This is a genomic window from Mesorhizobium sp. M0998, from assembly GCF_040318885.1.
In the GTDB taxonomy this organism is placed as follows: Bacteria; Pseudomonadota; Alphaproteobacteria; order Rhizobiales; family Rhizobiaceae; genus Mesorhizobium.
This window is the reverse complement of sequence record NZ_JAMYND010000004.1, coordinates 99178-113079: the sequence shown is the minus strand read 5'-3', so window position 1 is coordinate 113079 and position 13902 is coordinate 99178. Positions and strand designations below refer to the sequence as shown.

Annotated in this window: 15 protein-coding genes and 1 tRNA gene; 8 read left to right on the top strand and 8 right to left on the bottom strand. The window is 61.3% G+C overall.

Annotated features, from left to right (window positions below; translation table 11 throughout):
• Window positions 1-14 precede the first annotated feature (14 nt).
• The gene (locus NKH59_RS05340; protein WP_353021200.1) at window positions 15-2264 is read right to left on the bottom strand and encodes a GumC family protein; all 2250 of its coding nucleotides are present in this window, start codon (window positions 2262-2264) and stop codon (window positions 15-17) included.
• A gap of 254 nt (window positions 2265-2518) precedes the next feature.
• On the opposite strand from NKH59_RS05340, the gene NKH59_RS05335 reads away from it, so the two are divergent.
• The 7 genes from NKH59_RS05335 to NKH59_RS05305 all read left to right on the top strand — a co-directional run bounded on the left by NKH59_RS05335 (window position 2519) and on the right by NKH59_RS05305 (window position 8614).
• Window positions 2519-3082, top strand: coding sequence for a polysaccharide biosynthesis/export family protein (locus NKH59_RS05335; RefSeq protein ID WP_352682029.1), 564 nt, complete (start codon window positions 2519-2521; stop codon window positions 3080-3082).
• A 12-nt stretch (window positions 3083-3094) separates the two neighbouring features.
• Window positions 3095-4219, top strand: coding sequence for a glycosyltransferase family 4 protein (locus tag NKH59_RS05330; RefSeq protein WP_352817641.1), 1125 nt, complete (start codon window positions 3095-3097; stop codon window positions 4217-4219).
• A gap of 116 nt (window positions 4220-4335) precedes the next feature.
• Window positions 4336-5871, top strand: coding sequence for an undecaprenyl-phosphate glucose phosphotransferase (locus NKH59_RS05325; RefSeq protein ID WP_352471993.1), 1536 nt, complete (start codon window positions 4336-4338; stop codon window positions 5869-5871).
• Window positions 5868-7157: an O-antigen ligase family protein gene (locus tag NKH59_RS05320; protein ID WP_353021197.1), complete on the top strand. Its 1290-nt coding sequence runs from the start codon at window positions 5868-5870 to the stop codon at window positions 7155-7157. The genes NKH59_RS05325 and NKH59_RS05320 overlap by 4 nt, the downstream gene beginning before the upstream one ends.
• Window positions 7158-7193: 36 nt before the next feature.
• A tRNA-Pro gene (locus tag NKH59_RS05315) sits at window positions 7194-7270 on the top strand.
• Window positions 7271-8038: 768 nt separating this feature from the next.
• Window positions 8039-8272: a hypothetical protein gene (locus tag NKH59_RS05310; RefSeq protein WP_352471996.1), complete on the top strand. Its 234-nt coding sequence runs from the start codon at window positions 8039-8041 to the stop codon at window positions 8270-8272.
• A gap of 147 nt (window positions 8273-8419) precedes the next feature.
• Window positions 8420-8614, top strand: coding sequence for a hypothetical protein (locus NKH59_RS05305; protein WP_023674517.1), 195 nt, complete (start codon window positions 8420-8422; stop codon window positions 8612-8614).
• A 38-nt stretch (window positions 8615-8652) separates the two neighbouring features.
• On the opposite strand, the gene NKH59_RS05300 is transcribed toward NKH59_RS05305, so the two are convergent.
• On the bottom strand, window positions 8653-9111 hold the full coding sequence (locus NKH59_RS05300; protein WP_352770045.1) for a YbaK/EbsC family protein: 459 nt from the start codon (window positions 9109-9111) through the stop codon (window positions 8653-8655).
• A 119-nt stretch (window positions 9112-9230) separates the two neighbouring features.
• Window positions 9231-9509 (bottom strand): helix-turn-helix domain-containing protein, encoded by a 279-nt coding sequence (locus NKH59_RS05295; RefSeq protein WP_353021194.1) that lies wholly within the window; start codon window positions 9507-9509, stop codon window positions 9231-9233.
• 317 nt (window positions 9510-9826) lie between these two features.
• On the opposite strand from NKH59_RS05295, the gene NKH59_RS05290 reads away from it, so the two are divergent.
• Window positions 9827-10018: a hypothetical protein gene (locus tag NKH59_RS05290; RefSeq protein ID WP_023674514.1), complete on the top strand. Its 192-nt coding sequence runs from the start codon at window positions 9827-9829 to the stop codon at window positions 10016-10018.
• Between the two features lie 126 nt (window positions 10019-10144).
• On the opposite strand, the gene NKH59_RS05285 is transcribed toward NKH59_RS05290, so the two are convergent.
• From NKH59_RS05285 to plsX, 5 genes are all read right to left on the bottom strand, one after another.
• On the bottom strand, window positions 10145-10486 hold the full coding sequence (locus tag NKH59_RS05285) for a hypothetical protein (RefSeq protein WP_352501526.1): 342 nt from the start codon (window positions 10484-10486) through the stop codon (window positions 10145-10147).
• 74 nt (window positions 10487-10560) lie between these two features.
• Window positions 10561-11103 (bottom strand): MerR family transcriptional regulator, encoded by a 543-nt coding sequence (locus NKH59_RS05280; protein ID WP_352682035.1) that lies wholly within the window; start codon window positions 11101-11103, stop codon window positions 10561-10563.
• Between the two features lie 245 nt (window positions 11104-11348).
• Complete coding sequence (locus NKH59_RS05275; protein ID WP_023717292.1) at window positions 11349-11672, bottom strand: integration host factor subunit alpha; 324 nt, start codon at window positions 11670-11672, stop codon at window positions 11349-11351.
• A gap of 104 nt (window positions 11673-11776) precedes the next feature.
• Window positions 11777-12748: a beta-ketoacyl-ACP synthase III gene (locus NKH59_RS05270; protein ID WP_353021193.1), complete on the bottom strand. Its 972-nt coding sequence runs from the start codon at window positions 12746-12748 to the stop codon at window positions 11777-11779.
• A 9-nt stretch (window positions 12749-12757) separates the two neighbouring features.
• A complete protein-coding gene (gene plsX / locus NKH59_RS05265; RefSeq protein WP_352472001.1) occupies window positions 12758-13828 on the bottom strand; it encodes a phosphate acyltransferase PlsX in 1071 nt (356 codons plus the stop codon).
• Between the last annotated feature and the right edge of the window lie 74 nt (window positions 13829-13902).

The window sequence follows — 13902 nt, the reverse complement described above, 5'->3', positions numbered from 1 at the left end:
GAGAGAAAACTGCCTCAGGCGGCCGAGCGCCGTCCCGGCATTGGGCCCGGCGCCACATGGCCGATGGGCGTGACCAGCGTCAGGTTGGGATAGCCACTCTCGATGAGCGCGACCGCGGCCTGCGTCACCTCGTCGTCCGGTTCAAGCATGGAGAGCAAAACCTCGGTCCCCTCGCCCACCAGGCGGCTGATGCCTTGCGCGTCAGCCGGTCCGCATTCGACCACGACCAAATCATAGGCGGTGGTCAGCGACTGCATGATGATCGGCAGCCGGTCGGCGGCGCGCATGGCGCGGACCGGATCGGCTGTGCCGACGGGAATAACGTGGCAGTCCGAATAGAGATCGGGGTGGATCACATCGCTGAACTGCGCTTGCGAGGCGAGCAGATCGGTGATGCCCGGAAACAGCCCGCTGTCCAGCATCGGCCGCGAGGCAGCACCCGAAGCGGTGAGATCGAGCAGCAGCACGCGTAGCCCGGCGTCGGAGACTGCGCGCGCCACCAGCACTGCCGAGGCAGCCGCCTCGTCGCCTTCCGGCGACACGAATATGGCCCGGGCGGCACCGGTGGCGATCAGTTTTTCCGCGGCCTTGTCGATGTCGACCTCGCCGAGGATAGAACGTGCCGGTTCAATATCTCCAGCAGCCATTTCAGAGTACTCCGGTTCGATTTTCTCGGCAGCCGCTTCCGCCACCGCGACGGGTTCCGGCTCCACTTTGCTTTCAATGATATTGTCGTCGTCGGCCTCATCGATCTCAACGACTGCCGGTTCGGACCGGCCAACCGACGGGTCGGGCTCGGCCATCACGCGTTCGGCCTGGACAGCCGGCATCGCAACCTGCTCGATGCGCTCGAAATGGGCACCGGCGGCCGGACGCATGGCGCGGCCGGAAAACAGTTCCTGCAGCAGCGTGACGATCGCCATGATGAGCAACGAGCCGACAAAGGCCGCACTGACAATCGGACCAATCTTGGGGAAATAAGGTTCGGCCGGCACCTGGGCCTCCGAAAATACGCGAGCGTCGACGGGCAGATAGTTGCGATCCTTGCGTGCGGCCGCCTGGAGATAGCTGGATGAATAGAGATCGAGCTGCTGACGCTTGGTCGCGGCATCACGCTGCAGCGCATCGAGTTCCACCTGCTCTTCGCCGGCGCGGGCGGACGCCGCCTTCAGCGTGTTGACGTCTGCCACGAGTTGAGCCTCTCGCGCCTTCGCCGTCTCGGCCTGCGCCATCAGGCCTTTCATGATCTTTTCCGCTTCGTTGCGGATCTGGCGGTCGAGATCCGCGAGCTGCGACTTCAGCGCGCGGATGCGCGGATGGTTGTCGAGCAAGGTGGTGGAAAGGTCGGCGATGTTGTTCTTGAGTTCGACTTGCCGCTCGCGCAGGCGCTGGATCAGTTCGGAAGACAACACCTCCGGAACGGCATCCAGCGAGCCGCCATTGCGCAACGCCCTGCGCACGCTGTCAGCGGTCGCTTCCGCCGAAGCGCGATTGGCGCGCACGCGTGACAGTTCGCTCGACAATTCGGACAGCTGCTGGGTGGCAAGCACCGAATTGTTGCCGCCCATCAAAAGATCGGACTGCGCACGGAATGCCGCAACCTTGGCTTCCGCCTCCTTCACCCGGTTCTGCAGATCCGCGATTTCCGGCGCCAGAAAGTCGGTGGCGGCGGAATTCGATTCGAGCTTGGCATTGCCCTTGGAGGCGATATAGGCGTTTGCAATGGCGTTCGGGATCGCGGCGGCAAGCTTTGGATCCTCTGACGAGAACTCGATTGCGATCGCGCGGGTTTTTTCAACGCCATAGACGTTGAGCTTCTCATGCATTGCGTCCAGCACGCGCTCTTCCAGCGGAATCTCGAACGGATCGCTTTTCAAGCCAACAAGGACAAGGGCGCGGCTCAGCGCCGACATCTTCAGCGCCTCGTCGAATTCGGGCAATTTCGCCAGGTTGAGCTTCGCCGCCACCTGCTTGAGGATGTCGGGGGACGAGATGATCTGGACCTCGGTGGCCACAGCCTCTTCGTCGGGAATCGACCGCTCGTTGCCGTTGGCCCCGGCTGGCCGCGTGAACTCCGATTCTCGAGGCCCGATCTCCAGCTTGGCTGCCGCCTTGTATTCGGGCGTTGCAAGCCAGGCGAGCGCAAAGGCCAGACCGGTTACAACCAGTGCGACGACAAGGATGCGCAGCCAGTTTCGCGCCAGGCCGGCGAAAAGCTGCCTGAGATCGACGTCGACATCTGCGGCCGCGGATTGAACGGACATGCATCCCTGCTCCGGTACTGAGTCAGCATGCACCGTAAACAACTATGGTAACTCAGCCGTTAATATCGCGGTAAGAACCTGTCAGGCTCTATTAACAAGCCGCAAACAAGAGGCTGAAACCATCTGCATTCGTCGATCCGGCCCGCATCGGCCGCGCGCCTTTACCGGCCATTAACCCTAACAGGATGATAACCGAGCTCGATCGTTAAGGTTTGCCGCAGAGTCGCCGGCTATTCAAAGGTACGTGTCCGCTCATGAAAAGCACTGCTCCCCTTTTCCGCGCGCTGCTTGCCGTATCGATGCTTTCGGGCTGCTCCAGCTACCGGCCGACGCCGGCCGCATTCCATGAAGTTCTCGACCAGCCCTATCGCCTCGGCGCCGGCGACCGCGTCCGCGTAACCGTGTTCGAGCAGGAAGGACTGACCAATACCTACAGCGTCGATCAGTCCGGCTATCTCTCGCTGCCGCTCGTTGGCAACGTGCCGGCGCGCGGCCACACCGCCCAACAGCTTGAAAGCGAGATCGCCGAGAAACTGCGCCAGGGTTATTTGCGGGATCCCGATGTTTCGGTAGAAATCGATCGCTACCGGCCGATCTTCGTCATGGGTGAAGTGGGTGCGGCGGGGCAGTATTCCTACGTTCCAGGCCTGACCGTGCAGAAAGCCGTCGCCATCGCCGGCGGGTTCACGCCACGCGCCAACCAGGAAAGCGTCGACATTACCCGCGACATCAACGGCAAGGTGATAACCGGACGCGTGGTGATCTCCGACCCGCTGCTGCCCGGCGATACAGTCTATGTTCGCGAACGCCTGTTTTGATGTGCTGACAAAGTGGCGGACACACTCAGGATCGTCCACTGCTTTCGCTCACCGGTCGGAGGCATCTTCCGGCATGTGCGCGACCTGACCGAGGCTCAGGTCGCCGCCGGCCATGCCGTCGGCATCGTCTGCGATTCGACGACGGGCGGCGATTTCGAGGAACGGCTGTTCGAACAGATGAAAGGCAGCCTGGCGCTCGGCATTCACCGCACCCCGATGCAGCGTCATGTCGGGCCAGGCGATCTCGCCTCGGCCCGGCGCACCTACAGGATCATAAAAGAATTGCGGCCGGACGTGCTGCACGGGCATGGCGCCAAAGGTGGCGCCTATGCCCGTCTGTTTGGCTCATTGTTGCGGGTATCCAGGTCTCGCGTAGCCCGCCTTTATTCGCCGCATGGCGGCTCGCTTCACTATGACGAGACCACCGCCATGGGGAAGCTGTTCTTCGCGCTCGAGCGCTTCATGGCTCGCTTCACCGATTGCCTGCTGTTTGTTTCCGATTATGAGCGGCGGACTTATCGCAGGAAGGTCGGCGAGCCGCCCATTCCGAACGCTCTCGTCCACAACGGCCTGCGCGCCGCCGAGTTCGAGCCGGTGCGGACCGAGCACAATGCGGTTGACCTCCTCTATATCGGCATGATGCGCGATCTCAAAGGCCCGGACATCTTCATCGATGCGCTGGGGCGAGCCGCGACACGGCTCGGCCGCCCATTGAAAGCGCTGATGGTCGGGGACGGCGACGACCTGCCGCGCTATCGCGCCCAGGTAGATCAGCTCGGCCTCGAGGTCAGCTTCCTGGCGCCGATGCCGGCCAGGCTCGCCTTCAGGCTGGCCGAACTGGTCGTCGTTCCCTCGCGCGCGGAAGCCATGCCCTATATAGTTCTGGAAGCGCTCGCCGCCGGCAAGCCGATCATCGCGACGGCGGTCGGCGGCATACCGGAAATCTTCGACACCGGCTCGCCTGTCCTGATCCGGCCCGACCCGCGCGAACTTGGCGACAAGATAAGCGCCGCATTGGCCGATCTCGACACCTACAAAGGCCTGATGCCCGGCCTCGCCGACCTCAAGGCACGCTTCGGCGCCGATGTAATGGCCGCCGAAATCGAAAAGGCCTATTTCGCTGCGCTCAAAAAATAGAGCAACGGGTTTCCACCGGGCTGCTCCTGGTGAAAGCGTCTCCAAAGCCATCTGTTGTTTCAAGGGTTTCTTAGCTCTCTTTTGCTATTCACCTGAGGGAAACCTGCGGACGCCCCATGAACGAAATCGACCCAGCGCGCCGTTTTTCGCTAGATGCGGTGCGCAAATTCGACGCCCCTGCCGAGAACAATACGGCCGGCGGCATGAACGATGTTGCCCGCCAGGTCGCCTCGCAATACCGGCGCGATACGATGTCGCCGATCATGGTGAGCGGCGTCCTGCGCATGGTGGAATTCGCGCTGCTGTTGGTCTCAGGTCTTGCCGTCTATTTCTATTATGTCGGCTTTTTCAACTATCTTGCCTGGCAATACTCACTGACGATCGCCGCCACCTCGTTCCTCGCGGTCGTTCTGTTCGACGTCACCGACCGCTACCAGATCGTCGCGCTGATGCGGCCGATCGCCAATTTCGGCCGTCTCCTGCTGGTCTGGGCCGGAACATTCGCCTTGATGGCGCTCACCGCCTTCACCATGAAAATGTCGGAAGACTATTCGCGCCTGCTCTTCGGCACGTGGTTCGTCGTCGGTTTCGTGCTGATCCTGGGTCTCCGCCTGGTGATGTCGAAGCTGATCCGGCGCTGGGCGCGCGACGGGCGGATGGAGCGCCGGGCCGTCATCGTCGGCGGCGGCAAGGCGGCGGAGGTATTGATCCGCTCGGTCGAAAGGCAGCCCTACAACGACATCCGCATCTGCGGCATCTTCGACGACCGCGGCGACAAGCGGTCGCCGCCCGTTGTCGCCGGTTATCCCAAGCTCGGTACAATTTCCGAACTCATCGAATTTGCCCGCATCGCGCGCATCGACATGCTGATCGTATCGCTGCCGCTGACCGCCGAATCGCGCGTGCTGCAGTTATTGAAGAAGCTGTGGGTGCTGCCGGTCGACATCCGGCTATCGGCGCATTCGAACGCGCTGCAGTTCAGGCCGCGCGCCTATTCCTACATCGGCTCGGTGCCGATGCTCGATATTTTCGACAAGCCGATCAACGACTGGGATTCGGTCGCCAAGCGCGCCTTCGACATTGTCTTTTCGATCATCGGCATCATCGTGTTCTCGCCGGTGATGCTGGCGACCGCAATCGCGATCAAACTCGACAGCAAGGGGCCGGTGCTGTTCCATCAGAAGCGGCACGGCTTCAACAACGAGATCATCGACGTCTACAAGTTCCGTTCGATGTATACCGACAAGGCGGACCCGACGGCCAAACAGACCGTGACCAAGAACGATCCGCGCGTCACCCGCGTCGGCCGCTTTATCCGCAAGACCTCGATCGACGAACTGCCGCAGTTCTTCAATTCGCTGTTCGGTTCGCTGTCGCTGGTCGGGCCGCGCCCGCACGCCATTGCCGCGCAGTCGCACAACCTCCTCTACAATGAAGTGGTCGACGGCTATTTCGCCCGCCACAAGGTCAAACCCGGTGTGACCGGCTGGGCGCAGATCAATGGCTGGCGCGGCGAGATGGACACCAACGAGAAGATTCGCATGCGGACGGAATACGACCTCTATTACATCGAGAACTGGTCGCTCTTGTTCGACCTCAGAATCCTGTTCCTGACGCCGATCCGCCTGCTCAATACGGAAAACGCGTATTGATCGCGACAGCCTATGAATTGCCGGCGGCGGCGGTCAACGCCAAGCTGATTGCACTGATTGCGTCGGGGGCGGTTTTCCTCGGCGTTTTCCTGTCCGGTTTCGTCATTGCCGAGCCGGCGCCGTACGATCTCTACATGATCGGACTGATCGTGGTGTGGCCCTTGTTCGGCATGCGTATACAGCGGGCGGCGGTGCCACTTCTGGTGCTGCTGGCTATCATGAACATCGGCGGTATGATCTCGATGACGCAGATGTCGGACCTCGCCGGCACGCCGCTCTATCTCGCCGTCTCGCTGTTCCTGGCCTTAACCGCGGTTTTTTTCGCTTCGGTAACGGCGGTCCGGCCCAGTCTCTACCGGGTGATCTTCGTCGCCTATGTGGTATCGGCAGTGCTGACTTCGCTGGTCGGCATAGCCGGCTATTTCCATGCCTTTCCAGGAGCGGAGATCTTCACCAAATACGACCGTGCCGCCGGCGCCTTCCAGGACCCGAACGTGTTCGGTCCGTTCCTGGTGCTGCCGGGCATCTACCTGCTCTATCTGCTGCTTACCGGCTCGGTCGCGCGCATGCCTCTAATGGCTATGCCGCTGCTGATCATCACCGCCGGCATCTTCTTTTCCTTTTCGCGCGGCGCCTGGGGCATGTTCGCCGTTTCGGCGATCCTTTTGACCGGTGCCTTGTTCCTGCAGAGCGCCAGCGGCAAGTTCAGGCTGCGCGTCGTCGTCATGACCATCGCCGCCGTCGGACTGCTGGTCATCGCAATGATCGTCATCCTGCAACTGCCAGGAGTCGCCGAAATGTTCTCGAACCGCGCACAGCTCGAACAAAGCTACGACACCGCCCGGCTCGGCCGCTTCGCCCGCTATACGATCGGCTTTCAGATGGCACTGGAGCATCCGTTCGGCATCGGCCCGCTCGTCTTCGGCAAGATCTTCGGCGAGGACACGCACGACATCTGGCTGAAGATGCTGATGGATTACGGCTGGCTCGGCTTCGTGTCGTTCCTGACGCTGACGTGCTGGACGATCGCCGCCGGCTTCCGCATTCTGCTGCGCGACCGGCCGTGGCAGCCTTATCTTCTATGCGCCTACGTCGCCTTCATCGGCAATATCGGGCTCGGCACCTTCATCGACATCGACCACTGGCGCCATGTCTACCTGCTGCTCGGCTTGATCTGGGGTGCCATCGCGCTCGAATACCGCCACCAGTGGCAGTTGCGGGCGACGCAGCGACCGGCAATCCCCGTCGCGGTTGCCTCAGGCAGGACAGCAACCGAATTCGGTTGACCGGACCCGGTCTATCACGATACATCGCGACCGGTCCGGAGTGTAGCGCAGCCCGGTAGCGCACTTGACTGGGGGTCAAGGGGTCGTCGGTTCGAATCCGGCCACTCCGACCATTAAAATCCAAAGGCTTAGCCAGTTTTCCCCCAAACTGGCTGTACAGACAATAGCCGCACTGCAGCCAGCGCAACATACGCAGGCGCGTGATCTCATCGAGGAATCGATCACGCATCACTCGTGCGCGAGGCACGGAGGCTGGCGTCTAGCCAGAAGCCCACCGAGAAACCGCGCGGTAATGGCTAGGTAAGCTTTGCTGCGTACGCCAACCTTTATCGTGAGAAAAGGTCCCGCCGCACATGCCAGAACGGCGGGACTCGATCAGGCGCCTTGCATCAGGCAGGGGTGACTCGGGGGTTGGGCATGCCCGGTGCGCGCGGATCGTACTGAACCCTAGGCGCATCAGCTGCAATGCGTCCACCAACCATCGGTTGGAAAGAACTAATTCAATCCCGACGGCTGGCCTGGCCTGAACAGGCGCGCGCTCAAGGCTCAGTTTCTTCCCGGGGAGGAGCTTTTTGGTCAGGACAATCAGGATAGGGCAATTCTTCACACGGAGAGGGCCTGTCGCCAACGCTGCGATAATGTTCCGCGAGTTTTGCGAAACCGTAGGCGAAGGCGAAAAGAAGCGCGAGGACAACCGCTATTCGGACGGCCATACCGTATTGTAGCAGGATCCTCGCATTGGAGCGCGCGGCGTTTTGGTACGTTTGAATGTTGAGTTCGAAAAAGGTTGGCTCTAGTTGAATTGCCGTCGTCCGCAGTTGTAAGGGCGAGCGGACGCTACGAAGATGCCACGCGCTTTCGCCCTTTTCGGGAGAGATGCAATGTCGCTTCAAGGAGTTGCCTGTCCTGCCGAGCTGACCATGTTGACCAAGGCACTTGATGCCCGATGCCGTGAACTAGGCCTCGCTGATGGAGATCCAGGCAGAGAAGTGCTCGGCCGCAGAGTGATGGATTTATTTGAAAGTGGTCAGCTCAGCGCCGAAGATTTGAGACTGGCTCTGAGCGGCGAGATCTTTAACGCCAAAAATCCTCCGGCCGGAGCCAGTGGGCCTTGATACGGCAAGCGGCTATCCGCGCAGCCATTTGAATCACTGGCCCAGCGTCGGCTTCCGTGTGCGCAGGAGCGCGTGTGAACAAATGTGATTTTGCGGTCGGTGCCAGACGGGCTAACTTTACCCATCGAACGAAAGAGGAGAATGATCATGAAGACATTCCTCGCAATAGCCGCGGCACTGACCATGTCCATATCAGCTGCCTCTGCGGATTGCCCCGCGCATTCCAAGGTTCAGGCATCGGTCGACACGCAGACGAAGACAGCAAGCGTCGAGAAGGCCGATATGTCGACTGTCACGGACGCTCAGACGATCAAGAAAGAAGAGCCACAGAAGACCGAGTAGCGGTTACGCTCAGCGGATTCCACGACCCGGATAAATCGCTACTGGCACACATCCACCCACTCGGCGTCGACGAGTTCGGCCAGGCGTTGCGGGCTGAGCCGCACGGCGGCATTCGTCGCGCCTGCCGCCGGGACGACCTCGTCAAAGGCGCGCAGCGAGATGTCGCAGTAGACCGGGAGCGGCGCCGGTAGGCCGAACGGGCACACCCCACCGACGGGATGGTTGGTCGCGGCGAGCACCTGGTCGGCGTCCAGCATTCGCGCCTTGCCACCAAACCGGTCCTTGAATTTGCGATTGTCCAGCCTGGAGATCCCGCTGGCCACGATCAGCATCGTCTGGTCGCCGGCGCGCAAGCAGATCGTCTTGGCAATCTGCGCCGGCGCTACGCCATGCGCTTCGGCGGCCAGAGCCACCGTCGCCGAGCTTGCCTCCGTGACGATGACGTCAATGTCGGGCGCGTGTGCGGCGAAGAAAGCGCGAACGGATTCGAGGCTCATCTCCAGCAATTTCCGTCTGGCGTCGCCGTGGCGGCCGGCAAGTCCACTACGTGGCCGAAAAAACGAAGCCCGCCAGGGCGGCCCATGGCGAGCTCGTGGAATAAAAGCATGACACGTCGCTACGACACGGATCGCCTTTTGGCAGGCAACACGGCTTCGTCAAACAGAGCGCTTTCCGGAAGTTGAAGCGCGGAGGCAATACGCCGACGTTTCGAGGGATCGGCATCCTTGCCGCTTTCAACGTCGGCAATCTCATAGGCTGCCAGCCCGCACGCCAGGGACAGCTCTTCGATGCTGTATCCACGGGCTTCCCGGGCGGTTCGGACGGCACTGCGTTCAGGCGTAACCGTGCTCGCCGCCAGTTCGGAATAAGGTTCGCGTTTTGCTATTTGGGGCATTGGCAACTCCGTGGGATGAAAGAGTTAGATCAAATCATGTTGTTGCCTGAGACGATCGGGAGAATGCCCGCTCGCCGGTGATTTGCCAAGCATCAAAGATAGCGTCACGGCATCGTGAACCGACGCCGGAATGGATGGCGGATGCCGGCGAGCTGACATCTGGCCGGATCCTCAGCAGACACAGTTCGGAAACAAAATTCTACAGGCCGGAGAAACTGCCGAAAAACTCCAAGGCGATAGTCCCAACCGCAGCGCTCGAGTCACCGACCTGAATCAGTGACGCTCAAATTCCGCCTGCGCAAAAAGGAAACGATGTCATGAAGAAGCCTCTTCTCTCCGCCCTTGGACTTGCAATCGCACTTGCCCTCTCGATGCCGATCATCGGCGCAAGCAGCGCGAATGCGACGACGATGCACACCACCGTCAAGAAGCATCACCGCCATCACTACCATCACCGCGTCCACCACTACCGCCACCATCACAAGAAGGTTGTCGCGAAGAAGTACTGAAAACACCCTCGGGCGAACAACCCGCAGTCAGGCGTTCTGGTCCTGGATCAAGGGCGGCGCGCTTGCCGGGTTTGCCGTGTCGGCGAAAAATGGCGGCGGTCCGCTGACCACCGCCATTTGCTTTTCTTAACGTGCCGACCTTGAACGCGCTCGCGGCGCGTTTTGCTGTCGGCCGCCGAGGAACAGACTGGCGACGAGCCCGACCAGAACCAGCCCGACAGCGGCCGCCGTCGCCGGGTGATCTCGGGCGGTCTTCTCGATCGCCCGGCCTTGCCTTCTGATTGCCGGCAAGGCGTTGCCGAGCCGCTCAGTGATATCCGAATAGTAATCCGACGCGGTATCGCGCCCGTCTTCGTAAAAGGCGCCGCCCTGCTTCAACACGGCTTTCTTCAAGGTGGCCAGTTCCCTGGCCAAGGCCGCGACCTGCTTGTTGAGATCGGTGTCGGAGATGCTCGAAAGCGATGCCATGACGTGCTTCCTTCATCTGCAGAAGGAAGCCTAACGCATGACCCTGAAGACCGTTCCGGTCAACCCGGCGGGCTCTAGCGAACCTGATCGAGCAGGCGCTTGCATTCCAGGAGGTCGAACAGCGCCTCCTGCAGCAACGCGCGATTGTCACGGGAAAGTTTTGACGTGTCCGGCGGAACCGGACCTTCCTCGTCGGTCTTGCCCATACCGAAAAAACGACGGCTGGGTTTCACCCTCGGCTGGCCAACCAGCATTTCGTCGTCCGGGCCGCGCGGCTGCGCCGCTTGCGTCAGCGGTACCGTGTCGGCCTGTCGACGCTGCGAGATCGCCTCGACCGCCGCCATGTCGCCACTGCCGACGGCGATCAGAAACTGGTTGCCGTTCTCGCGCAACAGCTTCTGCACGCCCTTGATCGTATAGCCCTGGTCGTAGAGCATATGACGAATACCCTTGATCAGTTCGACGTCCTGCGGACGGTAGTAGCGGCGACCGCCGCCGCGCTTCATCGGCTTGATCTGGTTGAAACGCGTCTCCCAGAAGCGCAGCACGTGCTGCGGCAAATCCAGATCCTCCGCGACCTCGCTGATGGTGCGGAAAGCATCAGGGCTCTTGTCCATGGACGAATCCTCACGCTAGAGCATGATCGCGAAAGGCGGGAACCGGGTTCGGGCGACATCACGCTTAACAAAGAGAGCAGCTTTCCGTCCCGGCGGAACGGATCACACCCAAATACCGATCCGGCCTACCGAATCGCATCTTATTTCAGCGGTTTATGAAACAATATTCAAGCCCGGCGCAAAAGCAGGGTTCATTTTTCAACCGAAGCCTGGAGCATGATTCTTGGCAAAGGGGGATTGGGCGGCTACTTGCTGCCCTTGGCTTTGCTGTTTTGATGGGAGCGCAGGATACGGTTCTTCAGTACGTTCGACGACTTGAAGGTCATCACCCGGCGCGGCAGGATCGGCACTTCCTCACCGGTCTTGGGATTGCGCCCGATGCGCTCGTTCTTGGAGCGGACGTGGAAAGTCGCGAAGGACGACAGCTTCACCGTCTCGCCGCGAACGATCGCCTCGCAGATCTCATTCAGCACCGCCTCGACAAGCTCGGCCGATTCAGTACGTGACAGCCCAACCTTGCGGTAAACGGCTTCGGCGAGGTCGGCGCGCGTAAGTGTCTTTCCCCCCATACGAACCGTCCCATCAGCTCAAAAACATAAATCGATACAAGCAACGGCAGAACCTAAGTAATTGATCCGTCAAGGTCAAGGACCCGAACCCGATAGTTCGGCACTTACCAGCGGAGCAGGACGGCACCCCAGGTGAAGCCGCCGCCCATCGCCTCGAGCAGTACCAGGTCACCCTTTCTGATGCGACCGTCGGCGACGGCTGCGGACAGTGCCAGCGGCACGGAAGCCGCCGAGGTATTACCGTGCAAATCGACGGTCACCACCACCTTCCGCTCCTCTATCCCGAGCTTTTTGGCCGAAGCGTCAATAATTCGTTTATTGGCTTGATGCGGCACGAACCAGTCGAGATCGGCGGCGCCGATGCCGGCCTGTGCGAACGTCGCCTCGATGACGTCGGTGATCATGCCGACCGCATGCTTGAACACTTCGCGGCCTTCCATCCTGAGGTGCCCGACCGTTCCGGTGGTCGACGGCCCACCGTCGACAAAAAGCTTGTCCTTATGGATGCCGTCGGAGCGCAGGCTGGCCGCCAGAACGCCTCGGTCGGCGATGCCGCCTGCCCCCGTGCCTGCTTCCAGCACCATCGCGCCGGCGCCGTCGCCGAACAAAACGCAGGTCGAGCGGTCGTTCCAGTCGAGAATACGCGAAAATGTTTCCGAGCCGATCACCAGTACCCGTCTGGCCAAGCCGCCGCGGATATAGAGGTCGGCGGTCGTCACTGCATAGACGAAGCCGGAGCAGACCGCCTGCAGGTCGAAGGCAAAACCGTGGTGCATGCCGAGCCGGTTCTGGATCTCGACCGCGGTCGCGGGAAAGGTGTTGTTGGGCGTCGAGGTCGCCAGCACGATCAGGTCGATGTCGTCAGCCGTCAGGCCGGCACTGTCGAGGGCCGCGCGCGCTGCCGCCTCGCCCAGCGAGGCCGTCGTCTCGTCGTTGGCCGCAATGTGGCGCTGGCGAATGCCGGTGCGCTGGACGATCCACTCGTCCGACGTCTCGACCATGCCTTCGAAATCGGCATTCTTCATAATGCGGCGGGGCAGCGCGGCGCCCGTGCCGCGCACGACGGATCTGATCAATGCTCTTTCCTATTCCTTTGCGTCGATGACGACGTCGGATTTCCGGATTGTCTGGGCATTCGGATTGCGGGCATGGAACAGGTCGAGATCGGCTTCGATGCGGTCAAGCAGATTGTTGCGCACCATGTCGTAGCCAAGCTCGATCGCCGCCGCGAAGCCATCCGAATCAGCCCCGCCATGGCTCTTCACCACGATGCCGTTCAATCCGAGGAAGACGCCGCCATTGGAGCGGCCGACATCCATCTTCTCGCGCAGGCGATCGAAGGCGGTCTTGGCGAAGATATAGCCGATCCTGGCCATCAGCGTCCGGTTCATCGCCGCGCGCAGATAGCCGGCGATCTGCCTAACGGTGCCTTCCGCCGTCTTCAGCGCGATGTTGCCGGCAAATCCCTCGGTAACGACGACGTCGACACTGCCCTTGCCGATGTCGTCACCCTCGACAAAGCCATGGTAGTTCATCGAGGCCATGTTGGCCTCGCGCAACATACGACCCGCCTCCTTGACCTCTTCCTGGCCCTTGATCTCCTCGACGCCGACATTGAGCAGGCCGACGCTCGGCCGTTCGATGCCGAAAACAGAGCGCGCCATGCCGGTGCCCAGAATGGCAAAGTCAACCAGTTGATGCGCATCCGCGCCAATGGTGGCGCCGACGTCCAGCACCACGCTCTCGCCGCGCAATGTCGGCCAGAGCGCCGCGATTGCCGGGCGATCGATGGTCGCCATGGTGCGAAGGCAGAATCTGGACATTGCCATCAGCGCGCCGGTATTGCCGGCCGAGATACAGGCGTCGGCAGTGCCTGCCTTGACCGCCTCGACAGCCTTCCACATCGATGACTTCCAGCGGCCATGGCGCAGCGCCTGGCTCGGCTTGTCGTCCATCCGCACTGCGATCTCGCAGTGCACGAACTCACTCACTTCCGCCAGCTTGGGGAATTTGGCGAGTTCGGGCCGTACCACTTCTTCGCGCCCATAAATGACGAAGCGTATATCCGGACGGCGGGTGGCGACAGTCATGAGCGCCGGGATGACCACGCTTGGCCCGTGATCGCCGCCCATGGCATCGATGGAAATCCTGATCACGCGGTGTTCATCTCACGGTTGATTGGCCAGCGGGCTTGCCAAGGTGCGGGGCTCGCGAAGGTTCGGCGAAAATA

Coding starts and splice junctions, on each gene's coding strand:
- NKH59_RS05280 (WP_352682035.1), bottom strand. CDS start 11,103: ATGGACAAGAGCCCTGATGCTTTCCGCACCATCAGCGAGGTCGCGGAG.
- NKH59_RS05305 (WP_023674517.1), top strand. CDS start 8,420: ATGAAGACATTCCTCGCAATAGCCGCGGCACTGACCATGTCCATATCA.
- NKH59_RS05310 (WP_352471996.1), top strand. CDS start 8,039: ATGTCGCTTCAAGGAGTTGCCTGTCCTGCCGAGCTGACCATGTTGACC.
- NKH59_RS05300 (WP_352770045.1), bottom strand. CDS start 9,111: ATGAGCCTCGAATCCGTTCGCGCTTTCTTCGCCGCACACGCGCCCGAC.
- NKH59_RS05290 (WP_023674514.1), top strand. CDS start 9,827: ATGAAGAAGCCTCTTCTCTCCGCCCTTGGACTTGCAATCGCACTTGCC.
- NKH59_RS05285 (WP_352501526.1), bottom strand. CDS start 10,486: ATGGCATCGCTTTCGAGCATCTCCGACACCGATCTCAACAAGCAGGTC.
- NKH59_RS05340 (WP_353021200.1), bottom strand. CDS start 2,264: ATGTCCGTTCAATCCGCGGCCGCAGATGTCGACGTCGATCTCAGGCAG.
- NKH59_RS05275 (WP_023717292.1), bottom strand. CDS start 11,672: ATGGGGGGAAAGACACTTACGCGCGCCGACCTCGCCGAAGCCGTTTAC.
- NKH59_RS05325 (WP_352471993.1), top strand. CDS start 4,336: ATGAACGAAATCGACCCAGCGCGCCGTTTTTCGCTAGATGCGGTGCGC.
- NKH59_RS05335 (WP_352682029.1), top strand. CDS start 2,519: ATGAAAAGCACTGCTCCCCTTTTCCGCGCGCTGCTTGCCGTATCGATG.
- NKH59_RS05295 (WP_353021194.1), bottom strand. CDS start 9,509: ATGCCCCAAATAGCAAAACGCGAACCTTATTCCGAACTGGCGGCGAGC.